The sequence below is a fragment of the Exiguobacterium sp. N5 genome (genome assembly GCF_025842465.1).
GTDB lineage: Bacteria > Bacillota > Bacilli > Exiguobacteriales > Exiguobacteriaceae > Exiguobacterium > Exiguobacterium profundum.
On sequence record NZ_JAPAEP010000001.1, the window covers coordinates 1,812,766 to 1,836,073 of the forward strand.

Below are 23,308 nucleotides of genomic sequence, written 5' to 3' on the forward strand. Positions count from 1 at the left end.
CTAGCAACAAAAAAGAACTAATCCATTAAGAGATTAGTCCTTTTTATCACTTCATTAGTCATCTTCTCGCTCATCCTCGGATGAGTCATCTTGAGATGAGTCGTCCTGCGAAGAATCATCTTGTTCATTCTGGTCGTCCTCTGATTCACGATCGACTTCAATGACCGCCCCATCTTGATTTAGTTCAAGTTTGACAGGGTCGCCGACACGCGGAGTGTCATCATCGATTTCAGAGCGTGCGGCAAGTGGATATACGTTGTCTTTCCCATCGATCTTAATCGTGACTTCTTGATTTGTGAGTTTGACGAGCGTGCCGTAAATATACGCATCATCATCACCACTCTCACGGTCCACTTCCTTCACTTCATCATCTCGGTTCAATTCGAGTTTTACCCGGTCACCCACTTGCGGTGTATCGTCATCGATTTCATGTGTCGCCGCTAAAGGGTATGTCGACTCTTTTCCATTGAAGCTGATAGTGACATCTTCTTTCGATAACTTCACGAGCGTCCCGTATAGTTCATAGTCGTCTCCATCTCCCACTCGCGCTGCTGACGAATCATCTGATGCGCTACTTGAGCCATCCGATGTAGCAGGGTCATCTGGGTTGTCCGTTGATCGATCGTCACTCGCTTGATTGATTGCTTGTGGAACAATGACCGTATCCGTCTGATTCCCGTTTACGTAAAATCCAATTCCAACAATTGCCATGACAGCTAATAATGCGCCGATAATCCAACCGATGCGTTTCATGTTTGTTTCCTCCTCATGATGTGTTCTTCTTATTTTCATCATAAGCCTCTTCCGTGAGAGCATATTTAAGGCTTCATTAGAAGTTGATGAGAAAATGCGAAATATTCATCATCGAGTCAGAAAAAATATACTGCCATCCGGATGATTCGATCTACTCCCGATCGTCCACTCATTCAAGTCCGCCACTTCTTTCGCAATCGCGAGACCAAGACCGCTCCCACTGCGATCGCGCGCTTCATCTAATCGGTAGAATCGATCGAACAGCCGATTCCTCACATCATCCGAAAGAATCGGTCCTCGATCGCGTACCTCAATTCGATCACTCTTCAAATGAAGGCTCGTCTCTTCCGCATACTTCAAACTATTGTCTAATAGGATGACAAGAATCCGCTGTAACGACTCACGATGACCAAACCAGCTTCCTGTAGATTCAATAGGTAAATGGACGCCGTGCGACCGCAAAAAACGTTCTCCTATTGATTCCCCAAGTTCAGCTAAATCGATTTCTTCTCGCTCTACCTGTTCGAGTGCAGCAAATCGATTCAATTCGAGCATAGGTTCAATCAAATCATTTCGCATTTGACGCGACTCCGTTAAAATATGGTCAATCGCTTCGGCACGTACACTCTCATCTTCTTGTCCCCATCGTTGTAATAACTTCGCATAGCCCTCGATGACGGTCAACGGTGTCTTGAGTTCATGTGAAACATCGGCGACGAAACGACGTTGTTGCTCCATCGTCCCTTCGACTCGCTCAATCATATGATTAAATCCGTCCGAAAGAGTCGTCACTTCATCTTTTCGGTCAGCCACTTCGATTGTCTCTAACTTACCGGACTCCGTGATCCGTTCCATCGTCTCTGTCAATCGGCGTAACGGTGACAGACCTTGACGTAAAATCCACCACGTCCCTAGGAACGTCAAGAGAACAGCAAAGAAGAACATGACGAGAAAAATGGTTGCGAGCGCTTGAATCGTATTGCTCACATCTCGATCCTGAAAGCCGAACGCTAGTCCATCCGTCGTCGCGACCACAAACCAATCATCGATGAGGGCCGGTTCCCCGTAATTGATGGGAAACGTCGTTCCGTCTGGCACTTCTCCTCCGATGATTCCCCATTCGCCGTTTTCTTGACGTTCTAACACGACACTGTCCTCATGAAGCGACAATACCGCATCGCTATTCCGGACATCTTCTTCCAAGAGATTCAACGCCTGCAGTAACACGTCAAAACGCGAATCGACAATTTCCTGTCTGGCGACGAACCAGGTTACGCCAAAGGAGACGAGAAGAAGCAACAACATAAACCCTGTCATCGCCCACGCAATTTTTGTTCGTAGCATCGGTCACTCACCACGCTTCAACATATAGCCGACACCACGAACCGTTTGAATCCAAGAGCCGGTCAGTTTTTTCCTTACGTATCGGACATACACGTCCACGACATTCGTATCCCCATAGTAGTCGAATCCCCACACGTGTTCGACGAGTTGGTCACGCGTCAAAACACGCTCCGGATTCTCTAAAAAGAAAACCAACAAGTCAAACTCACGTCGAGTCAAATCTACTTTCTTTCCGTCACAATATACTTCATGACGATTCACGTCGACAGTCAATGTGTCGTACGTCAACACCTGTTCGGAATGGTCCTGACGAACAAGCTGGCGCATTCGTAAAAATGCCCGAATTCGTGCGAGCACCTCTTCTATTTCAAATGGTTTCGTGATGTAATCATCTGCGCCAAGATCAAGCCCACTCACTTTGTCGTATCGATCGCCACGGGCCGTCACCATCAGAACCGGTAACAATGGCCGCTCTTCTTTCAGACGACGGACCACCTCGAGTCCACTCATTTGAGGTAACATCACGTCAAGCAACACGAGGTCGACATCGTCAGAGAGAGCTCGTTCCAAACCGGTACGACCGTCTGTCGCCACCATGACCGCATATCCCGCATGCTTCAATTCCAACTCCAGTAATCGCGCAATCTTCGAATCATCTTCTACGACGAGAATCGTCTGCATCCTGCTCACTCCTTTGAAAAAACGCCGAGCAGTTCGCTCGACGTATTGTTATTCATTTCCCGAATTCAATCCGCAAAAAACAGACGAACGCCTTCTGGAACGGCTTGCTCGATTCGTCTTTCTAAATCATCTTCCCATTCATCCCACTTCGTATCGACTTGTTCCATCTGCTGTTCGACTTCCAGCGCCGCTAGCGATAGTTGCGACAGGCTGGATTGTCCAGGTGAAGTGAAGAACAAAAATCCGGCAAGTCCGATTCCCATAAGTCCGATCGCCAATAAAGTTGTTCCAATGGTTTTCATTACACGTTTCATACACGCATCCCTCCTATCTCAAATCATACGACAGGAAAACGAGAAATCGTGGTGTACTTCATTAGAATTTCATGAGAAAAGGCGCTACTCATGTAGCACCTTATTCTTCGAGCACGGACTTCGCAATCGGTGCCCAATACGTCCCTTCCATCTCAGAAACGGTCGTCAACGTTTCACGGTACGCCGGGTCATTCGCTTTTTTCTCGGCAATCCCTTTCATCCAAAGGACATCTGCCTTGTAACCGGATTCTGGATACGACTCGAGATAAGCCGCATAGTCCGCAATGTCCGCTTGTCCCAATTTATTGTCGACAAGAAGTCGATAAAACCCAACTGCTTGTTCTTGTCCGACTTTCGCTTTTCCACCTAATAGGCGGTCGGCTTTTTCATACTGTTTATCTTGAACAAGTGCTTCTACCTCAGCCAGCGGTACAACATCCGTTGATGTGTCCGGTGCTTCTTCAGTTGATTCCTTTGGCTTCTGTTCGTCCGAATCTTGAAGTTTCTCATTCTCTTCTTCGAGTCGGGCGACTTCTGCCTCGAGCTCTTCAAGGCGTTCTGCGAGTGCTTCTTCTTCCGTTACGGTCTCGACAACGACTTCGTCCGGCTCGTCCGGCGTGACGACGGGCGGTTCGGCATCTGGCCAAAATATGAGCGCTCCAGCCGCAAGACTGACCACTAGCGGAAGCCCAAGCCATTTCTTATCGAGCTTGAACGCCTGTCGCCACTCGGCTAAATCAGAATGTTGGATGACAGCCGACGAGAACGAACGAAAGCGGCGCTTGGCCGCTTTTCTTCCGTTCGCCTTCACTTCTAGCGCAAGACCTAGTCGATGGAAAGCAGCAGGCACTTTCATCCCGAGGAGCGGCACGATTCGTTCGCTCGCTTCTTCATAATAGCCATGGTCAAGGAGCGTCGTGATGACACCAAACTCACTGGCGACAAGACGGAAAGAAGGATCGTATTCCCCTTTACGAGCCAACCATTCTGTCATATCGAACAATGGAAGTTCGGATAGCTCTCGTTCTGCTAGTGTCCGAATATCCATTGACTCAGCCTCGTTCAGGGTAAAGCGGGAACTTCGCCGTTAACGATTGCACGTCTTGAAGTGCTTCCGCGATTACCGCCTCGTCTTCATGTTGTTTCAGCACACGCCCGATGAGACGTGCCACTTCTTTCATATCCGCTTCTTTGAAGCCACGAGTCGTCATCGCAGCCGTTCCGAGACGGATTCCGCTTGTGACAAACGGTGATGCCGGGTCGAATGGAATCGTGTTTTTATTGACCGTGATTCCTGCTGCATCCAATGCATGCTCAGCTGCTTTACCTGTGATGTCGATTCCTCGAAGATCGACAAGCAAGAGGTGATTGTCCGTTCCGCCCGATACGATTCGGAGCCCCTCTTCTTCAAGGCCTGCCGCAAGTGCTTGTGCATTCGCAATGACTTGACGTTGGTAATCTTTGAATTCCGGTTGGAGTGCCTCACCGAACGCGACCGCTTTTGCCGCGATGACGTGCATGAGCGGTCCTCCTTGAATCCCTGGGAAAATCGACTTATCGATCGCTTTGGCGAACTCTTCTTTACAAAGAATCATTCCGCCACGTGGTCCACGGAGCGTCTTGTGCGTCGTCGTCGTGACGAAATGCGCATGTTCGACCGGGTTCGGATGCAGACCTGCTGCCACGAGTCCAGCGATGTGCGCCATATCGACCATAAGATAAGCATCGACACTGTCCGCGATCTCACGGAACTTCGCGAAGTCGATTGTACGTGGGTATGCCGACGCTCCCGCAACGATCAATTTTGGCTTATGTTCCTTCGCAAGTGCAGCGACGACGTCGTAATCGATGTGTTCTGTCTCTTTGTCTACACCATATTCGACGAAGTTATATTGCACACCTGAGAAGTTGACCGGGCTACCGTGCGTCAAGTGACCACCATGAGACAAGTTCATTCCGAGAACCGTATCTCCTGCTTCAAGCACCGTGAAGTAGACCGCCATGTTCGCTTGTGCACCCGAGTGTGGTTGTACGTTCGCATGTTCTGCACCGAACAATTCTTTCGCACGGTCACGCGCCAAGTTCTCAGCAACGTCGACAAACTCACAGCCACCGTAATAGCGGCGTCCCGGATATCCTTCGGCATATTTGTTCGTCAATACGCCTCCTTGCGCTTCCATGACCGCTTCTGAAACAAAGTTTTCTGAAGCGATGAGTTCGATGTTGTCGCGCTGACGACCGAGCTCGTGTTGCATTGCCTCAAATAATTCCGCATCCTGCACTTTCAACTTCGTCGTGTTTACCATGTGAAGACCCCCTCTAAATGTCTAAAAATCAACACCCCCATCGTACCACACGCTTGTTTTTTTGGGTATCGCAATAATCTGATGAAAAGTTGGGTATCATTAATAAGAATGTAACTGTGAGGAGGCCACTTATGATTGAGACAAAAGAACTGACGATCACACCGTTCGAACGGACACGAACGGTCCGAATCTACACACCTGCCGACTATGAGACGTCCGAAAAACGATATCCGGTCCTCTACATGCACGACGGACAAAACTGTTTTGCTGACGAGGATGCGAGCTACAACATGAGCTGGCGCGTCGGTGAATATTTAGACGCCTCGAAGCGTGACTTGATTGTCGTCGCCCTCGATAGTGCACCAGGCGAACAACGACTCGATGAGTATGGACCGTGGGAAAACCCTTATATCGGTGAGAGTTTGCTCGGAAGTGACATCGTGCTCGGCGGGCAGGGTTCGGCGTATATCGAATACATCGCGCAGGAATTGAAACCTCAAATCGATGCTGACTATCGGACGATTCCGGAAGAAACAGCGATGATGGGAAGTTCGATGGGTGGGCTCATCTCGATATATGCAGCATGTGTATATCCAGACGTCTTCAAGCGTGTCGCTTCCCTGTCCTCTGCATTTTGGTTCAACCAAACCGAGCTGGAACAATTGATTGAAGCGAGCGATTTGAAGGGCGTCGAGCGTCTTTACTTGGACGTCGGCGCAAAAGAAGTCGAGGAACCGATCGAAAATGGACCGACGAACGAGATGTATCGTGAGTCGAGCGAACGCGTGTACAACTTGTTAAAAGACAAGGTCGAACACATCCGATTCGAAGTGATTGAAGAAGGAGTTCACAACGAGCTCGCCTGGCGTGAGCGTTTCCCGATGGTCATCTCCTATCTTTTTGGAGAAGATTTATAATTTGAACAAAAAAGCATCGCATTCGGTCGAAAAACCTAAACGCGATGCTTTCTTCATTTATTTGGATACTGAGCCCGTGGCCCACCAATCAGTTTCGGTCTCGTGACTGCGAACGTGACGTACGCCTCTCCGAGATGCTTCGATGATAACCGAACCGGTATCGCGACCGGTTTCAAATGCATCCCAATCAATGTCGAGCCGATATCAATCCCGGCATCTGCTTGAATCGATTCGACGACACATGGTTCATCAAAGTTGGCATAAGCCTTCTCTGACATCGCTCCGCCCGCGGACCGGATCGGGACGACCGTCACTTCTGTGAGACCGAACTGTTTGAGTGTCCGGCGCTCAACGGTGAGGGCACGATTGATATGCTCACACCCTTGAAACGCCAAATGGACACCTGTCTTCTTTCTAAATTCAAGGAATGCTTCCATCAATTCGCTTGCAACATCAATGGAACCTGCCTTCCCAATCGTTTTTCCGAGCACTTCACTCGTCGAGCATCCGATGACGAGAATGCGCTCATCATTCAAAGGAAACCGTTCGTGAAGCTCCGTCAAAAATCCGAGAAGTTCCGTCTTCATTTGACTCACTTCGATTCGTAAGCACTCATCTTGTCGACACGGTTTGAATGGCGACCGCCTTCAAAGTCCGTATCGAGCCACGTCGTCACCAAGTCGAGTGCAAGACCAGGTCCGATGACACGCTCGCCCATCGTCATGATGTTCGAATCGTTATGCTGACGTGTCGCTTTTGCACTGAATGAATCATGGACGAGTGCCGCACGAATCCCTTTGACTTTGTTCGCCGCAATCCCGATTCCGATTCCCGTACCGCAAATCAAAATCCCACGATCGAATTCACCTGCCGCTACCGCTTCTGCGACCGGGATGGCCACATCCGGGTAGTCAATCGAGTCCGCTGAGTGCGTCCCGAAATCTTTATACTCATGTCCGAGTTCCTCAAGCAAGGCTACGATTTCTTTCTTCAAGTTGAAGCCGCCATGATCAGCGCCAATTGCAATTTTCATTCGTTCATTCCCCCGTCTTCTTTGGTAGGCGTCTCGGTGGTTTCGTCACCTTTGACCCATCATTCGTTAATTTTAACACAAGTCGATTCACGAGTGGTTCGAGCTCGTTTCGCACTTGGCGATACACATTCATCGAACCGCCAAACGGATCGTTGATGTCTCGTTCAAGCCCCGTCACGAATTCATAGAGCGTGTACGTCCGCTCAGACAAATCCGGGTATGTATCCCGAATTTGTTCACGGTGTGCGCGTGTCATCGTCAAGATGATATCCGCCCAATTCCCTAACACTTCATCGAACGTCTGGGTGACATGATCGAGCTCAATCCCACGTTCTCTGAGAACTTGCAGTGCATTTTCTGAAGCATCGAATCCTTGCATCGTCCGTAGACCAGCTGAGCGAATATCAAACTCATCCCCGGTCATCTTCGAACGGAGCAAGGCCATCGCCATCGGGCTTCGGCACGTGTTGCCACTACATATGAATAATACGCGTTTCATTGACATCGCGTGTCCTCCTCTATGTCTTTAGGCATCTTTCGTCGGGTGCACAATCTTTCCGCCCGCTGCTTTGTATAAACGGTTATAGACGGCAAGTGCGACTCCGACCGGTTCAATCGTGTTCACATAAATCTCATCCACGTCTGTTTCATCAAATCGACGAAGCGCGTCGTATAAACGTTGCGCCGCCACTTCCATCGAGGTCCCAAGTGAATACGTGACCTCAGCCGGTGTCGGGTTCTCGTCGAAGACAAGTGCACCGATTCGCAACCCCGCTTGCTTCCGCTCCTCGATGACACGTTCTAAATCTTTGCGTGTGCCATCGACTAAAAAAACAGGTGCCGTTGGGGCATAGTGCGTATACTTCATTCCCGGCGATCGTGGTGTGGCTTCATCGTTACTCAAATTGGCATCTAAGGCGACCGGTCCAATGACAGCTTCCATTTCTTCTCGCGTCACACCACCTGGTCGTAAAATCGTTACCGTGTCCCCCGTACAATCCACAACGGTTGACTCGACTCCGATTCCGGTAGGACCCCCATCCACGATTCCTGCGATTCGTCCGTTCAAATCATCCGCGACATGTTGAGCAGTTGTCGGCGAAGGTCGTCCGGAACGATTCGCACTCGGAGCCGCAAGCCCTAACCCTGACTTACGAATTAACTCGAGTGCTGCCGGATGATTCGGCATCCGAAGTCCGATGGAATCGAGGCCCGCGGTCACGAGCGAAGAGGCTCGTCCGTTTGAAGGCAAGATGATCGTCAAAGCGCCTGGCCAAAACGCATCCATTAAGCGTTTGGCAACAGTAGGAATCGAATCGACAAACAAACTCGTTTGGTCGATTGAAGCGATATGGACGATGAGCGGGTTATCCGACGGACGACCTTTTGCCTCAAAAATCTTTCGAATTGCCACATCGTTCATGGCATCTCCAGCGAGACCATAGACGGTTTCTGTCGGCATGGCGATGATTTCACCCGCTTGAAGAAGACGTACCCCCTCTTCAATCTCATTCGAATTAATCCATTTCGTTTCCATACGCAATCCCTTCCCTTACGGCATAGACGATACGGTCCTTGCCGTTTATATCTTTTAAAATACCCGTTTCTGCTTCAGGATAACGTTCAGACAGTAATGATTTCACATCTTGTCCTTGGTTATACCCGATTTCAAACGCAATCAAATGCCAATCGGCACGTAAGACGCGCACCGATTCCAATATTAATTGCCGATACATGTCGAGCCCATCCTTCCCTCCGAAGAGCGCAAGGTGCGGTTCGTAGCCGACGACCGTCTCATCTAACAGCTCATCGGCCTCGATGTAAGGCGGATTTGAGACGAGAACGCGAATCGAGTGGTCCGCAATCGGTGCGAGCCCGTCTCCTTCATAAAACCGTACAGTTGCGCCAAGTGTGGCTGCATTTCGTTTAGCGACTTCAATCGCCTCACGCGAAATATCGACCGTCTGTACACGTACGCCGAGCTCGAGGCTCAAGGTAATCGCAATGGCCCCGCTTCCTGTCCCGACATCGACAATCTCATCATCCTTGATGTGACGAAGTTGCTCAAGTACCCAGTCGATCAACTCTTCCGTTTCTGGTCTCGGAATCAACACATCCCGGTTCACTTCAAACGAGCGCCCGTAAAACGGAGCATGTCCAATCACGTGTTGTACCGGTTCTCCGATCAATAAACGCTCGATTCCCGTCTCGAACCGTGTCGCTTCATCTGAAGACAATTCATCCGACAAACGAACGAGGAGACCGGTACGATCGACTTGCAACACATGCATGAGCCACCATTCGGCAGCCGCACGGTCGCGCCCAGCTTCAACTAGTCGTTCTTCCGTCTGCTTAAGTAGTGCGGCAATCCGCATCATTCCGCATCCTCCATGAGACGTGCCTGTTCGTCCATGATGAGTGCGTCGATAATGTCTTCGAGTTCACCTGCTAGGACACGGTCCAACTTCTGAAGGGTCAATCCAATTCGATGATCTGTGACACGACTTTGTGGGAAGTTGTATGTGCGGATCCGCTCGGAACGGTCACCTGTTCCGACAGCCGATTTTCGTTGCGCAGACAACTCTTCCATATGTTCGCTTTGCATTTTGTCATACAGGCGTGCTCGAAGGACCTTCATCGCCTTATCCTTGTTTTTATGCTGCGACTTCTCATCTTGACATGATACGACGAGCCCTGAAGGAATGTGTGTCAAACGGACAGCTGATTGCGTCGTGTTGACCGATTGTCCCCCTGGACCAGATGAAGTGAACGTATCAACTCGTACATCTTTCATATCGATATGCACTTCGACATCCTCTGCTTCCGGAAGAACGGCAACCGTTGCTGTGGACGTATGAATTCGTCCGCCCGATTCAGTCGACGGGACTCGCTGCACACGATGGGCTCCGTTCTCAAACTTGAGCTTTGAATAGGCACCTGCCCCGTTGATCATGAACGTGACTTCTTTAAATCCACCGAGTTCGGTATAGTTCGCGTCAATGAGTTCCACTTTCCAATTTTGACGTTCAGCAAATCGCGTATACATCTTATATAAATCTCCTGCAAAGAGTGCCGCTTCGTCTCCGCCTGCTGCTCCTCGGACTTCGACGATAACGTTCTTGTCATCGTTCGGGTCTTTTGGAAGCAATAAAATCCGCAGTTTCGCTTCTAGCTCTTTGACTTCTGGCTCGAGGAGGTTCATCTCTTCTTTTGCCAATTCACGCATGTCGGCGTCGAGCGTCCGGTCTTCAAGCATCGTCTTCGCTTCCTTGAAAGCTGTACTTGTTTCTTTATACTGACGATACATCTGTACCGTCTCTTCTAGTTGTGCCTGCTCTTTCGAATATTGTCTCAACTTCGTCGAGTCACCGAGCACCTCAGGATCGGCGAGCATTTCATTCAATTGCATGTAACGATCTTCTAATACACTTAAACGGTCAAACATGATGATCCGTCCTTTCTCCGTCAAATCAAACTCTATCTATTATAGCAAAAAAACGGACCGCCGAGGGCGGTCCGTCGATTCATCAGTCTACCACCGTATGGCGGACCGGATGTGGTTTGTTCGGTACATCATGACAATGTCGGCATCGTGGTTCGTAAGACTCGGAAGCCCCGACCAAGATGACCGGGTCCTCATAACGAGCAGGTTGCCCATCGATCAGACGTTGTGTCCGCGACGCAGGCGCGCCGCATGACAAACAGATGGCCTGTAGTTTCGTCACGAACTCCGCGCGTGACAACAGTTCAGGCATCATCGTGAACGGTTCGCCTCGAAAGTCCATATCGAGCCCAGCGCAGATGACGCGTTTGTCTTCGTTCGCAAGTTGTTCGATGACATCTACAATTCCTTCATCAAAGAATTGCACCTCGTCAATCGCGATGACCTGTGTTTCTTCACGAACGGCATCATACAAGTCTTGGCTTGATGCGATTGGCACGGCCACGACCGAGTTCCCTGTGTGTGAGACAACGTTCTCTTCATGATACCGGTCGTCGATTGCTGGTTTGAATACTTGGACCGGAATCTTTCCATAATGAGCACGGCGGACTCGGCGAATCAATTCCTCCGACTTCCCCGAAAACATACTCCCACAAATCACTTCAATCCAACCATATCGGTTCGTCACATGCATCATTGTTCTTCGCCCTCTCCATCGATAATCGCTTTCCGATTATACCTATCTTTCGAGTTGAGGAAAAGGGTTGACTTCTCCTAAATACTGATTGAAAGAACTCCGTCCTTTATTCATCAGCGTTCGCCTCTTTTTGTTCATCGATTAATTTCAATTTTCGCGCGAGCGGTCGAATCGTGAGACCGTGCAGTGTAACGGAAATGAAGACGAGACCGAGTGTGAGCGGCAACATTTGCTTCGCATCGTCAATCCCAAGATGCGCGACTTCTTCAGCAAAGAATCCCGCGACCGTCATCGCGACAATCCCGCGTGGGGCAATCCAACCAATGAACCCTCGTTCCGCTAGCGGCAAACCTCCACCGATGGTCGACAAGTAAATCGCAACTGGGCGAACCAAGAACAGGATGCCCGCAATCGTCAAGAGAAGCGGCCATTGGAAAATATTCAACAGCTCTGCCCGAGACAAGGAAGCCGTCAACAAGATGAAGACAGATGAGATGAGCAAGATTGAAATATCTTCTTTGAATGATTGCAGTTCTTCGATGATTTCTTCATCCCGATGCTTCGTATTGGCCATCGTCATCCCCATCGCCGTCACGGCGAGAAGCCCGACTTCATGCATCATAAGCTCACTGAGTGAGAATAAGATGAGGACAGCCGTCAACGTAACCGAGGCACGGAGATAGCGAGGTACTTTTTCTGCCACAAACCATCCCATCAAGAGATGGCCGAACAAGTAACCGAGTCCAATCCCTACAATACAGGCACCTGCAAAGAGGAGTTGCATCCATAAATCCATACCTTCATATACGATGTATCCAAGTCGAACGACGAAGAGTCCGAGTAATGCTCCAACAGGGTCGACAATGATGCCTTCCCATTTTAAAATCGCTCCGACTCGATCTTTCAAGTGTGCCTGACGCAACAACGGAATGACGACAGTCGGACCCGTCACGACGAAGAGCGCCCCCATCGTCCAGGCGACGACCCAATGTAACCCTCCTACATATTGAATGAGTAGCGACATCCCGACAAATGAGAGCGCGACTCCAATCGTGACAATCCGGACGATCGACCTCCGGAACTGATTGATTTCGCTAAAGTGAAGCCCAAGACTTCCTTCGAATAAGATGATGGCGACCGCAAACGAAATGATCGGACTATATAAATCCCCTAATAATTCACGCGGATCGAACAGCCCGAGGATCGGACCCGCCAATACTCCAGCGAGCGTCATAATGATGATTGCCGGGATTTGATAACGCCATGCCAACCATTGAGACATGATGCCGACCCCGATCAACAAGCTAATACTAATGAGTATAAATTCCATAACGGCCCCCTCACGACATACTTTCGTCTCTTTACCCGTGTCGATGCAACAAAAAACCGCCAAGGGCAATCCCTAGGCGGTGAGCATACAACTTTACGATTAACGTTGGTATTTCTTGTTGAAGCGCTCGATACGACCATCTGCAGATGCGAATTTCTGGCGACCTGTGTAGAACGGGTGCGAATCAGAAGATACATCGACACGGATGAGTGGGTACTCGTTTCCATCTTCCATCGTGATTGTCTCGTTAGAGTAACGAGTTGAACCAGTGATGAATTTGAATTCTGTCGTCGAGTCCATGAATACGACTTTACGGTATTCTGGGTGGATTCCTTGTTTCATTGCTTTTCAACTCCTTCGGCCCTAAGTATTCTTTCAACCTAGAGAAAGTTCACTAGAATATAATATCACCCTACTATAGGTTTTACAAGTCTGTTTTCGTTTTTTTCACCGGTCGTCTTTTTTTCTTATCTGCCTCTAGCGCAGCAAAAAAGTCGAGGTTTGTTTTCGTCTCACGGACACGGCGTAAGAACTGTTCGACGAAGTCTGGAGACTCGTTCATTGTACGACGAATCGTCCAGAGCGAATCGAGTTCGTCCTTCCCTAGTAACAACTCTTCTTTCCGTGTTCCCGAGCGACGAATGTCGATTGCAGGGAAGATCCGGCGCTCTGCCAATTTCCGGTCCAGATGCAGTTCCATGTTTCCTGTTCCTTTGAACTCTTCATAGATGACGTCGTCCATTCGCGATCCGGTATCGACGAGCGCTGTCGCGAGGATAGTCAAGCTACCTCCATCCTCGATATTCCGTGCCGCTCCGAAGAACTTTTTCGGTTTGTGGAATGCCGCCGGGTCGATCCCACCCGAGAGTGTCCGTCCGCTCGGTGGAACAGACAGGTTGTACGCACGCGTCAAGCGTGTGATGGAATCAAGCAGAATGACCACGTCTTTCTTATGTTCCACGAGACGCATCGCGCGTTCGAGAACGAGTTCTGAAATACGCGCATGGTTTTCCGGTGTCTCGTCAAAAGTCGAGAACGCCACGTCTGCGTCCGGTACAGAACGTTGAATATCCGTCACTTCCTCTGGTCGTTCATCGATTAGAAGAATGATCAATTCGACGTTCGGATGGTTCGTCGTGATCGAGTTGGCAATTTCTTTTAAAAGCGACGTTTTCCCCGCTTTTGGTGGTGCCACAATCAACCCGCGTTGGCCAAACCCGACTGGTGCGATCATATCCATGACACGTACCGAAAGATGGGTCGGCTCTGTCTCGAGCACCATCTGTTGTTCTGGATAAATCGGTGTCAATGCCGGGAAATAATCACGCGAACGCGTCGAGTCCGTCGACTCTCCGTTGACCGCTTCAACACTCAACAAACCTTGGAACCGTTCATTCTCTTTCGGTTTACGGACCTTTCCTGTGACAAGGTCCCCGTTTCGAAGATTAAAGCGACGAATTTGCGATGCAGCGATATAGATGTCTTCGGAAGATTGAGAATAGTTGATTGGTCGGAGGAATCCAAATCCGCCATCATTTTGAGACTGTGGATTCGGTGGAATGATCTCTAAAATACCTTCGAGGAAATATAAATCTTTTGATTCAGCCTGTGATTTCAAAATACGAAACATGAGCTCACGCTTCCGTGCTTCTCGAAAGTTCGGTACTTTGACTTCTTTAGCAATCTCATATAATTCTTTCAACGTCTTCGTTTCAAGCTCACGAAGTGTATAGTTCTTTGTCGGTTCTGTCTGTTGACTCATTCAAGTCACCTATCTTTCTATATTTCATTACAAGAAGAATTCAACTTGATTCATTTGTTCTGCCATCATCTAACCATATTTTGCCCGTGCCGTCACCGTGCAAAAATCACCTTTTGTTCAATCGTTTCCCTCTTGTACAAATCCTTACACAGTAAAAGATAGTTTTGTAACAAAATAAGTGCTATATCCACATATTGTTTCATTTTTGTTACAAGAAAACACTTTTTTGACTTGCGATTGAAAAATGCTATCGGTCTTGCGCATGATATAGTTTATTTGCACAGGAAACCGGGTATATCCCGCAACTTGTGCTCTACCATTAAAAATTACTCGATTTGTCATATACGAATGTCTTGATTTTAAAAACGGAGGGATTTATACAATGTTAAAGCGTATCGCATCAATCGTCGTCGCTGCCACTGTCGCTTTCTCGGGTCTTATGTTCTCAACAGGTGAACAAGCAGAAGCCGCTACCGGTACATTTGCTTACTCGAAAGTAAACGGTTTGAACATCCGTACTGCCCCGTCACTTACATCATCGAAAGTCGTCGCGAAAATGGATAAAGGTCAACGCTATACATACCTTGGTAAATCCGGTTCGTTCTATAAAATCAACTACAAAGGCACACACCGTTATATCTCAGCTTCTTCAACGTACACATACTTGAAAGCGAACACGTCGACATCAACAACGGTTTCAACGTCATCTTCTAGCAAACGTTCGAAACTCGTCGCTGAATCGAAGAAATATCTCGGAACACCGTATCGCTATGGTGGAACAACAACTTCAGGGTTTGACTGCTCAGGATATACTGGACACGTGTACAAGAAAGCAATCGGAAAAACACTTCCACGTTCTTCACGTCAGCAATACTCAAGCGCGAAGAAAATCTCGAAGTCATCGATCCAAGCAGGCGATCTCGTCTTCTTCTCACATTCAGGCGGAACGATTCAACACGTCGGAATGGCACTTAGCAAAACACAAATGATCAACTCAGAAACAGGCGGCGTGAAATACGCGAGCTTCACTTCTGGATACTGGGCACCACGCTACGTTGGCGCTGGATCATACCTTTAATACAACATCACGACTCGGTTCATCGGAACCGAGTCGTTTTTATTTGTTCACATGTTCCATTACATGACGAGAGTCTTTCAAAACAGAAAACGTTCCATCCGTTTCTATGATTACTGCTTCGACTTGTCCTAGAGGAGTGCCACTTGATCGAATCGCTTGAATGACCTCAATCTCTAAAATTCGTTCTTTTTGTAGATGTTCTCTCAAACAATCTCCTTTATAAAACAGTAGAGTTGGTTCTGATTTAATCATTTGATTCACAATGGAGAATCGCTTAGATAGTTTCGCTAATATATATTGTAAGACAATTAGTGTACCGAACGCAGTCAGTCCAGCCAATAAAGAGGTTTGTTGACTAGTCAAGGTCGTTGCCAAAATAGAACCAAGTGCAACCGTCACAATAAAATCAAATGCATTCATTTTTGCCAATGTACGCTTACCAGAAACACGCAACATGAAAATGATAGAAATATATGCTCCAATCCCTGTTAAAATAATCCGAATCATCGTTGATAGTTCCTGCATCAAACTCCTCCCTTATTTTTGCTTCAATGCCCCTCTCGCGTTCGTTGCCGCAAAGACGATCATGAGTACACTCATCGTACCCGCGACTGCGAGCCCTGCAGATAAAGCACCCCAGTCAATCTCCGGCTGAGTCAGAACCGCTCGCATCCCTTCGAAAATATACGTGGTTGGATTGAACGTCGCCGCCACTTTCAACCATTCGGCTTCAATCAATTCTTTCGGAACGAACGTCGTCGACAGGAAAATTAAAGGAAAGAACAACAACGTCCCTGCCTGTGCCGCTTGTGCATTTCGTGTTTTCAAGGCGACGCCCACCGAATATCCTGCGAAACCAAGTCCAAATCCGATTGCGAGTAATACCGTGAAAAAGAATCCAGCGGCACCGACAGGAATCGTGAGACCGAGGAGAAACGCGACAGCAAAAATAAGTAGCGTTTGGACGAGTAATTGCAACATCCCCGCAATCATCGGTCCGAGCACAATCGCCGTACGGGTCGCCGGTGTCAACAAGAGCCGTGCGAAATAGCCACTCTCAATATCTCGGACAAGCGCCTGACCCGTGCCTCCCGCTCCCCCGACTGCACCTGAAACAATGGATACGGGTAAGATGAAATTCAAATAGTCGCTCCCTTCGAACTGAGGCAACGAGGCCACGCTCGACAAGCCACTCGTATACACAAGTAAAAAGAATACAGAAATAATCAAGTTCGGGATGAATGAAAACGGATTTCGAATAGTCGTCAGCAAACTCCGTTTCGTGAATAGCCATGTCTCAGTCCACACGGATCTCGCCTCCTTCATACGATTCGCCTGTCACTTTCAAGAATACATCATCGAGCGATGGTTGCTTGACAGTCAATCGTTCAGGCTGCAACCCTTGTTCATCCAAGGAACGAACAATCTCAGTCAACGTCATGTCACGTAACTCAAACGATACATGTGTGCCATTCGAAGATGTATGAAATCGCGTCGCAGCAAGGGTCGCTTCAGATTCTGTAGCGAAGTCCATCGAAATCGTCTCTCCACCGACGAGCTGTTTCAATTCCTCGGCCGTTCCTTCACTCACAATCTTCCCGTGATTGATGATGGCAATCCGGTCAGCCAACTCATCTGCCTCCTCTAAGTATTGGGTCGTTAAAAAAATCGTCGTCCCGAATTCCTCGTTCAATCGGCGTACTTCATTCCAAATTTCGATTCGGCTCGCCGGATCGAGTCCGGTCGTCGGTTCGTCTAAAAACAAGACCGTCGGACGATGGACGAGTGTGAGAGCCAAGTCGAGACGTCGTCGCATCCCACCGGAATAGGTACCACTCCGGCGATCGGCCGCATCCGTCAGTGAAACGACTTCGAGTAACTCATCGGCTCGACGTTGCGCCTCTTCATTCGACATCTTAAACAAACGCCCTTGTAAGACAAGGAGCTCTCGTCCCGTCAACACTTTATCGATTCCTGTTTCTTGTAAGGCAACTCCAATCGATAATCTGACATCTTTTTCTTGTTTAACGACATCGAATCCATTGACTCGTGCCACTCCAGATGTCGGTCTCACGAGTGTCGTCAACATTTGCACCGTCGTCGATTTACCCGCACCGTTCGGACCTAAAAACGCAAAGATTTCTCCTTCTTTCACGAAAAATGACACGTCATCGACAGCTGGAACATCCTTGAATGTTTTGACGAGTCCTTCAACCTGAATCATCACACCCACCTCCTGACTATCCATTCCCGTTTTCTGACGCTTTCACCACAAAAAAGTCGTGGACGTTTTCACATCCACGACTTCTGATTATTCTGGTTTCATGACCATTTTTGGTTTTTTCTTAAGTGAGTGGTTCCCTTCGACGAAACGAACGGTACCGGACTTGGCACGCATGACGACCGAATGGGTCTGTCCGCCTTGTGACGTGAATTGGACTCCACGTAACAGCTCACCATCTGTGACGCCGGTCGCCGCAAAGATACAATCTTCACCTTTCACCAAATCATTGAGGAGGAGGATTCGATCCGTATCTTCGATTCCCATGTCATGGCAACGTTGTTTCTGCGCTTCATCTTCCGGGAGCAAACGCCCTTGGAAGTCTCCACCTAAACACTTCATTGCGACTGCAGCGATGACACCTTCTGGCGCCCCGCCTGAACCGAGCAACAAATCGACACCCGTTTTCGGGAAAGCGGTGTTGATGGCCGCGGCGACGTCCCCGTCCGGAATCAATTTGATTCGCGCACCGGTCGCGCGGACACGTTGAATGGTTTCTTCGTGACGGTCCCGATGTAAAATCGTGACGACGACATCTTCCACGTTTTTCTTCTTCGCTTTCGCCACGATTTCAATGTTCTCTTCAATCGAGTTGTCGAGACTGACGAGACCTGCCGCTTCCGGTCCGACGGCAATTTTATCCATGTACATGTCTGGAGCATGAAGGAGATCGCCTGCATCCGCGACCGCGAGAACCGCAAGTGCTCCCCACGTTCCGGTCGCTACGATGTTTGTCCCTTCTAACGGATCGACTGCGACATCGAGACGAGAACCGTAGCCATTTCCGACTTTTTCTCCGATGTATAGCATCGGGGCCTCATCCATCTCCCCTTCACCGATGACGACAATCCCTTTCATCGGAATCGTGTCAAATACGTCGCGCATGGCCGTCGTTGCCGCATCATCCGCTTCAACTTTCAATCCTCGTCCCATCCAACGGGCTGAAGCAAGTGCCGCCGCTTCTGTCACCCGAACCAGTTCCATCGATAAACTTCGTTCCACCCGAAATCTCCCCTTTATACCTCGGTTTGTTCCTCCACCCAAACGAGCGCACCGAGTTGTTTTAATTTGCCGACAAAGTCGACATACGAATCATTCAGTCGTTCCGCATGTAGTAGCGTCGATTCACCAGAAGCTTGGAGCGCTGACAGTACCAGGGCCGCAGCACTCCGTGCATCGGTACATTCCATCTCTGCGTTCGCCAGCTTATTGCCGCCACGAATCACAGCCGATGCATCCTCCAGTGTAATTTGCGCATTCATCCGTCGCATCTCGGCGATGTGGCGGAATCGTTGCGCATACAATTTATCGGTGACAACACTCGTTCCGTCAGCTTTTAATAAGGCTGCCGTCATCACCGGTTGCAAGTCGCTCGGATACCCCGAGTAATGGAACACCCGAATATCTGTTGGCATGAATTGGTTCGCCGTCACGGTAATTGACTCCTCACCAACCTCGACGTCCGCTCCGAAATCCAACAGTTTTTGAATGACCCCTTCGAGATGTGTCGGAATGACCGGTTGGACGGTCACACGACCGGACACTGCACCGAACATCATGAACGTTCCGGCTTCGAGACGATCTGGAATGAGTGTGTGCGTACAACCATGGAGGCGTTCCACCCCTTTAATTCGAATCTCATCCGTTCCGGCCCCACTCACATGTGCACCCATCGATGTGAGCATGGTCGCCACATCGACGACTTCCGGATCGCAAGCCGCGTTTTCGATGACCGTCGTCCCTGTCGCTAGAACAGCCGCAAGCATTGCACTCACGGTTGCCCCAAACGACCGCAAGTCTAAGTAAATTCGATTCCCAACAAGTTCATCGACCCGGACATGATAGAGACCTGATTCATTCTCAACATGAATGCCGAGACGTTCCAACGCTTTCAAATGTAAGTCAATCGGCCGTGGACCAATCGCATATCCTCCAGGTAACCCAACCGCCCCTTTTCCAAAGCGAGCCGCGAAGACCCCGAGTAAATAGACAGCGGCACGGACTTTGCGCGTCTCAGAACCGAGGAGAGGCATTGCGACTGCTTCATTCGAATGAATCGTCATTCGTTCGCCATCCCGCTTTACCCGAACCCCTAACTCTTTTAACAAATTGACCATCACTTCCACATCTTCAATCATCGGAACGTTTTCAATCGTCACCGACTCTTCCGTGAGAAGTGCAGCCACAAGGCAAGGGAGAGCGCTCTGTTTCGCTCCGCTAATCTCGACGGTTCCTTCTAGTTTTTGCTGCCCAACGATATGGAGAATTTCCACGCTGATCAAAACCTTTCTACGACGGACTTATTTGGATTGAGCGTTGTTCCAATCCGCTAAAAACTGCTCAATGCCTTTGTCTGTGAGCGGATGTTTCATCATTTGTTCGATAACTTTGTAAGGGACTGTGGCAATGTCAGCCCCAAGGAGTGCAGCTTTTGTCACGTGAACCGGATGACGCACAGATGCTGCGATAATTTCTGTCTCGATGCCATGGATTGCGAAGATGTTCGCAATGGTCTCAACTAAATCAAGCCCATCTTGTCCGATGTCATCCAAGCGTCCGATGAATGGAGAAACGTATGATGCCCCGGCACGTGCCGCAAGTAACGCTTGGTTAGCGTTAAAGATGAGCGTGACGTTTGTCTTGATTCCAAGCTCCTTGAACTGTTTTACCGCTTGCATCCCCGCTGGTGTCATCGGTACCTTTACCGTAATATTCGGCGCGATGGCGGCAAGTTCCTTTCCTTCTTCCACCATACCCGACGCATCGAGTGCAATAACTTCGGCGCTGACCGAGAGATCCCCGACGATCTCACAGATTTCACGAAGTCTTGTATGGAAATCGACACCTTCTTTGGCGACGAGCGATGGATTCGTCGTCACGCCTCCAATGACGCCCATTTGATGAGCTTTTTTAATGTCTTCCACATTTGCTGTGTCAATGAAAAAACGCATATGTGTCTCCTCCTTAATTTGTGATCGCTTACAATCTCTATTATGAGGAAAGTCATGTCGAATTGCTATACCCTTTACGTCAACGATGCGATTGCAAGCATCGATCCTACGACAAGACCTATCCCAGCGAGCGTCCCGAAAAATGACCATTTCATAATTTTACTTTGCTTCACATAGTATGCTTGGTGTGGTCCTTCTTTCAAACGTTCCAATCCGTGGGTTTCAATCCAATTCGTTGCTGCCGTCTGCTCATCTGCCACAAGGTCGCCGGTGTAGACAAATGGAACGATTTCTTCCGGACGACTCAACCGTTCAAATCGCTCACGTCGTGTCGAGATATTCGCACCAATCCAATACAATTCTTTTGGTGTGTAAAATAGCGGAATTCCCTGCTCATGGAAAGATTTTATCCATTGATCAAAGGCAACCAGATCACGTTGATCGAACAAGATTTCCATGGCATCATCTTTTGTCATAATCGATAGCATCGGAGTGTACTCTACCGTAGGACGACCAATCCGAACCGTCGGAGACGGCTGTGTCTTTCGGACAATCGCCGGGAAGAAGACGATTTGTCGAATCGCTGAGATTGGAAATGATTGCTCGACCGACTCGCCCGGTTCATGCCGATACGTCACACCCTCGATGCTCGTTGCGGTCATTTCGTATCTAGAGTGATTCCGTTCTTTCCAAAATAAACGACGGAACGTGTTCGTAAACCAATACACCCCAAACCCACCGATGGCGACTAAGACTAACAATGGAATAAGCCAAGGTACCGGATAATAATAAATTAAAACGAGTGGGGCGGCGGCTAATGCTAAAGAAAGACCAACCAACACGACTGCTCCATATACATAAAAGATTCGCCAAAACAATTCTGTCGGTCGCTCGTTATAAATCACAAAGACTCCCCCTTTTTTTCACCATATATGTATACGTTCCCTAAATCATCAAAAAAAGGCTGACTCTACAAAAGAGTCAGCCTTTCAGGACAGGATTAAGCTTGGTTGCTTGAACCAAACTCACGCATCTTGCCAGTAACGACGTTATAAATCGCTTCGATACCAGGTCCGATAATTTTACGTGGGTCATATACTTTTGCATCAGCAGCAACTTTCTCACGTACCGCACGAGTCCATTCTTGTTGGCACTCTGTGTTAACGTTGATCTTGCTGTGGCCGAGCTCGATTGCTTTTTTGATTTGGTGCTCAGGAATACCTGATCCGCCGTGAAGAACGAGTGGAGTTTGTGTCGCGTTTGCGATTTCTTCCATCTCTTTGAAGCCAAGTTTCGGCTCGCCTTGGTATTCACCGTGTACAGAACCGAGTGCTGCAGCAAGTGCATCCACTTTCGCTTCTTTGACAACACGTACACACTCGTCGAGGTCAGCGTATTGTACGCCACCGATAACGCCGTCTTCTTCGCCGCCAACTGTACCGACTTCTGCCTCAACAGAAGCACCCTTAGCGTGCGCGTACTCGACAACTTGTTTCGTCATTTCGATGTTTTCATCGATCGGGTGGTGTGAACCGTCGATCATGACTGACGTGAAACCAGCGTCAATCGCTGCTTTACACTTATCGAATGAAGAACCGTGGTCAAGGTGGATTGCAACTGGAACAGTGATGTTGTAGTCGTGCATAAGACCTTCAACCATTTTGACAACTGTCGTGAAGCCACCCATGTACTTCGCTGCACCTTCTGATACACCGAGGATTACTGGTGATTTCTCGTCTTCCGCAGCGCGAAGAATCGCTTGCGTCCACTCGAGGTTGTTGATGTTGAATTGGCCGACTGCATACTTGCCTTCGAATGCTTTGTTAAGCATTTCTGTCATTGATACTAATGGCATAATGACATCCTCCTGTCTGTTCGCTATTATACACGTTTGGGAAAAGTTCCCCCGTGCAATTCGTTCCCATTATAACACACCGTAAAACATGTGCCTATGCTATTCGGGCATAGAAATGGCTTGGCGCAAGCGTTTACATATGTCATCTTGGTGACGAAACGTCAAATTTTCAAGACTTCTTTCACTTTTCCAATCATCCCATAAATATCAAACGGCTTCTCAAATTGTGCCGCGATCCCGAGACGACGCACTTCTTCAATCACCGTTTCTTCCCCAAATGCCGTCATGATCATGACGGGTGTGTCTAACGGTTTCTCGCGCATGCGACGTAATACTTCGTGTCCAAACATACGAGGCATATTCATATCGAGCAATACCAAATCATATTGCTCCCGCTCTAAAAATTCCCAGGCGCTGATGCCGTCTTGCGCCGTGTCCACGTCTACACCCATGTTCGTGAACACTTGCGCGAGCATCGTACGAATTCCGTCCTGGTCATCTGCTATTAACATCCGTGACATGCATGTCCCTTCTTTCATTCATCGTTTACCATATTCAAACAAT

The 23,308-nt window shown here is 48.8% G+C and carries 27 protein-coding genes; 2 read left to right on the plus strand and 25 right to left on the minus strand.

From position 1 onward, the window contains the following. Positions 1-54 precede the first annotated feature (54 nt). From OKS35_RS09350 to glyA, 6 genes are all read right to left on the minus strand, one after another. Complete coding sequence (locus OKS35_RS09350) at positions 55-753, minus strand: hypothetical protein (RefSeq protein WP_196431272.1); 699 nt, start codon at positions 751-753, stop codon at positions 55-57. Positions 754-861: 108 nt separating this feature from the next. Beyond that, entirely contained in the window at positions 862-2,097 is a 1,236-nt protein-coding gene (locus OKS35_RS09355) for a sensor histidine kinase (RefSeq protein WP_264092926.1), read from the minus strand. 3 nt (positions 2,098-2,100) lie between these two features. Next, complete coding sequence (locus tag OKS35_RS09360; RefSeq protein ID WP_214783659.1) at positions 2,101-2,778, minus strand: response regulator transcription factor; 678 nt, start codon at positions 2,776-2,778, stop codon at positions 2,101-2,103. A 65-nt stretch (positions 2,779-2,843) separates the two neighbouring features. Next, positions 2,844-3,092 carry a hypothetical protein gene (locus OKS35_RS09365; protein WP_031422247.1) on the minus strand — a complete coding sequence of 83 codons (249 nt, stop codon included), beginning with the start codon at positions 3,090-3,092 and terminating at the stop codon, positions 2,844-2,846. 100 nt (positions 3,093-3,192) lie between these two features. Continuing rightward, positions 3,193-4,140 carry a hypothetical protein gene (locus OKS35_RS09370; protein ID WP_214783661.1) on the minus strand — a complete coding sequence of 316 codons (948 nt, stop codon included), beginning with the start codon at positions 4,138-4,140 and terminating at the stop codon, positions 3,193-3,195. Between the two features lie 4 nt (positions 4,141-4,144). Next, complete coding sequence (gene glyA, locus OKS35_RS09375) at positions 4,145-5,398, minus strand: serine hydroxymethyltransferase (protein ID WP_159562977.1); 1,254 nt, start codon at positions 5,396-5,398, stop codon at positions 4,145-4,147. A gap of 131 nt (positions 5,399-5,529) precedes the next feature. Here glyA and OKS35_RS09380 point away from each other — a divergent pair, with 131 nt between their 5' ends. Next, complete coding sequence (locus OKS35_RS09380; protein WP_074035709.1) at positions 5,530-6,315, plus strand: alpha/beta hydrolase; 786 nt, start codon at positions 5,530-5,532, stop codon at positions 6,313-6,315. A gap of 53 nt (positions 6,316-6,368) precedes the next feature. Here OKS35_RS09380 and OKS35_RS09385 read toward each other — a convergent pair whose 3' ends face one another. The 10 genes from OKS35_RS09385 to rho all read right to left on the minus strand — a co-directional run bounded on the left by OKS35_RS09385 (position 6,369) and on the right by rho (position 14,579). Beyond that, positions 6,369-6,902, minus strand: a complete 534-nt coding sequence (locus OKS35_RS09385) for a TIGR01440 family protein (RefSeq protein ID WP_201302252.1) — start codon at positions 6,900-6,902, stop codon at positions 6,369-6,371. Positions 6,903-6,907: 5 nt separating this feature from the next. Beyond that, positions 6,908-7,348 carry a ribose 5-phosphate isomerase B gene (rpiB, locus tag OKS35_RS09390; RefSeq protein ID WP_012727380.1) on the minus strand — a complete coding sequence of 147 codons (441 nt, stop codon included), beginning with the start codon at positions 7,346-7,348 and terminating at the stop codon, positions 6,908-6,910. A 4-nt stretch (positions 7,349-7,352) separates the two neighbouring features. Beyond that, on the minus strand, positions 7,353-7,853 hold the full coding sequence (locus tag OKS35_RS09395) for a low molecular weight protein arginine phosphatase (RefSeq protein WP_012727381.1): 501 nt from the start codon (positions 7,851-7,853) through the stop codon (positions 7,353-7,355). Positions 7,854-7,874: 21 nt separating this feature from the next. Beyond that, positions 7,875-8,885 carry an L-threonylcarbamoyladenylate synthase gene (locus OKS35_RS09400; protein ID WP_214783670.1) on the minus strand — a complete coding sequence of 337 codons (1,011 nt, stop codon included), beginning with the start codon at positions 8,883-8,885 and terminating at the stop codon, positions 7,875-7,877. Further along, a complete protein-coding gene (prmC, locus tag OKS35_RS09405; RefSeq protein WP_264093071.1) occupies positions 8,866-9,723 on the minus strand; it encodes a peptide chain release factor N(5)-glutamine methyltransferase in 858 nt (285 codons plus the stop codon). The genes OKS35_RS09400 and prmC overlap by 20 nt, the downstream gene beginning before the upstream one ends. Next, positions 9,723-10,793 (minus strand): peptide chain release factor 1, encoded by a 1,071-nt coding sequence (prfA, locus tag OKS35_RS09410; RefSeq protein ID WP_214783673.1) that lies wholly within the window; start codon positions 10,791-10,793, stop codon positions 9,723-9,725. The genes prmC and prfA overlap by 1 nt, the downstream gene beginning before the upstream one ends. A gap of 82 nt (positions 10,794-10,875) precedes the next feature. Next, a complete protein-coding gene (locus OKS35_RS09415; RefSeq protein WP_074035700.1) occupies positions 10,876-11,487 on the minus strand; it encodes a thymidine kinase in 612 nt (203 codons plus the stop codon). 106 nt (positions 11,488-11,593) lie between these two features. Beyond that, on the minus strand, positions 11,594-12,817 hold the full coding sequence (locus OKS35_RS09420; RefSeq protein WP_012727386.1) for a cation:proton antiporter: 1,224 nt from the start codon (positions 12,815-12,817) through the stop codon (positions 11,594-11,596). Between the two features lie 99 nt (positions 12,818-12,916). After that, positions 12,917-13,159, minus strand: a complete 243-nt coding sequence (locus OKS35_RS09425; protein WP_012727387.1) for a type B 50S ribosomal protein L31 — start codon at positions 13,157-13,159, stop codon at positions 12,917-12,919. Positions 13,160-13,241: 82 nt separating this feature from the next. After that, positions 13,242-14,579: a transcription termination factor Rho gene (rho, locus tag OKS35_RS09430; protein ID WP_012727388.1), complete on the minus strand. Its 1,338-nt coding sequence runs from the start codon at positions 14,577-14,579 to the stop codon at positions 13,242-13,244. Between the two features lie 382 nt (positions 14,580-14,961). Between rho and OKS35_RS09435 the strand changes: the two genes are divergently transcribed. Next, positions 14,962-15,657 (plus strand): C40 family peptidase, encoded by a 696-nt coding sequence (locus OKS35_RS09435; RefSeq protein ID WP_159562984.1) that lies wholly within the window; start codon positions 14,962-14,964, stop codon positions 15,655-15,657. 39 nt (positions 15,658-15,696) lie between these two features. Here OKS35_RS09435 and OKS35_RS09440 read toward each other — a convergent pair whose 3' ends face one another. The 9 genes from OKS35_RS09440 to OKS35_RS09480 all read right to left on the minus strand — a co-directional run bounded on the left by OKS35_RS09440 (position 15,697) and on the right by OKS35_RS09480 (position 23,265). After that, complete coding sequence (locus OKS35_RS09440) at positions 15,697-16,182, minus strand: DUF421 domain-containing protein (protein WP_214783676.1); 486 nt, start codon at positions 16,180-16,182, stop codon at positions 15,697-15,699. A 12-nt stretch (positions 16,183-16,194) separates the two neighbouring features. Continuing rightward, positions 16,195-16,965 (minus strand): ABC transporter permease, encoded by a 771-nt coding sequence (locus OKS35_RS09445; protein WP_159562986.1) that lies wholly within the window; start codon positions 16,963-16,965, stop codon positions 16,195-16,197. Next, positions 16,955-17,881: an ATP-binding cassette domain-containing protein gene (locus OKS35_RS09450; RefSeq protein WP_214783679.1), complete on the minus strand. Its 927-nt coding sequence runs from the start codon at positions 17,879-17,881 to the stop codon at positions 16,955-16,957. The genes OKS35_RS09445 and OKS35_RS09450 overlap by 11 nt, the downstream gene beginning before the upstream one ends. A gap of 87 nt (positions 17,882-17,968) precedes the next feature. Beyond that, on the minus strand, positions 17,969-18,940 hold the full coding sequence (gene glpX / locus OKS35_RS09455; protein WP_031422214.1) for a class II fructose-bisphosphatase: 972 nt from the start codon (positions 18,938-18,940) through the stop codon (positions 17,969-17,971). A 14-nt stretch (positions 18,941-18,954) separates the two neighbouring features. Next, entirely contained in the window at positions 18,955-20,211 is a 1,257-nt protein-coding gene (murA, locus tag OKS35_RS09460; RefSeq protein ID WP_214783683.1) for a UDP-N-acetylglucosamine 1-carboxyvinyltransferase, read from the minus strand. A 27-nt stretch (positions 20,212-20,238) separates the two neighbouring features. Next, positions 20,239-20,889, minus strand: a complete 651-nt coding sequence (gene fsa, locus OKS35_RS09465) for a fructose-6-phosphate aldolase (RefSeq protein ID WP_078147677.1) — start codon at positions 20,887-20,889, stop codon at positions 20,239-20,241. A gap of 74 nt (positions 20,890-20,963) precedes the next feature. Then, a complete protein-coding gene (locus OKS35_RS09470) occupies positions 20,964-21,794 on the minus strand; it encodes a hypothetical protein (protein ID WP_264092929.1) in 831 nt (276 codons plus the stop codon). A 95-nt stretch (positions 21,795-21,889) separates the two neighbouring features. Then, positions 21,890-22,744, minus strand: coding sequence for a class II fructose-1,6-bisphosphate aldolase (fba, locus tag OKS35_RS09475; protein ID WP_012727395.1), 855 nt, complete (start codon positions 22,742-22,744; stop codon positions 21,890-21,892). Between the two features lie 161 nt (positions 22,745-22,905). Then, positions 22,906-23,265 (minus strand): response regulator, encoded by a 360-nt coding sequence (locus OKS35_RS09480; RefSeq protein WP_264092930.1) that lies wholly within the window; start codon positions 23,263-23,265, stop codon positions 22,906-22,908. Between the last annotated feature and the right edge of the window lie 43 nt (positions 23,266-23,308).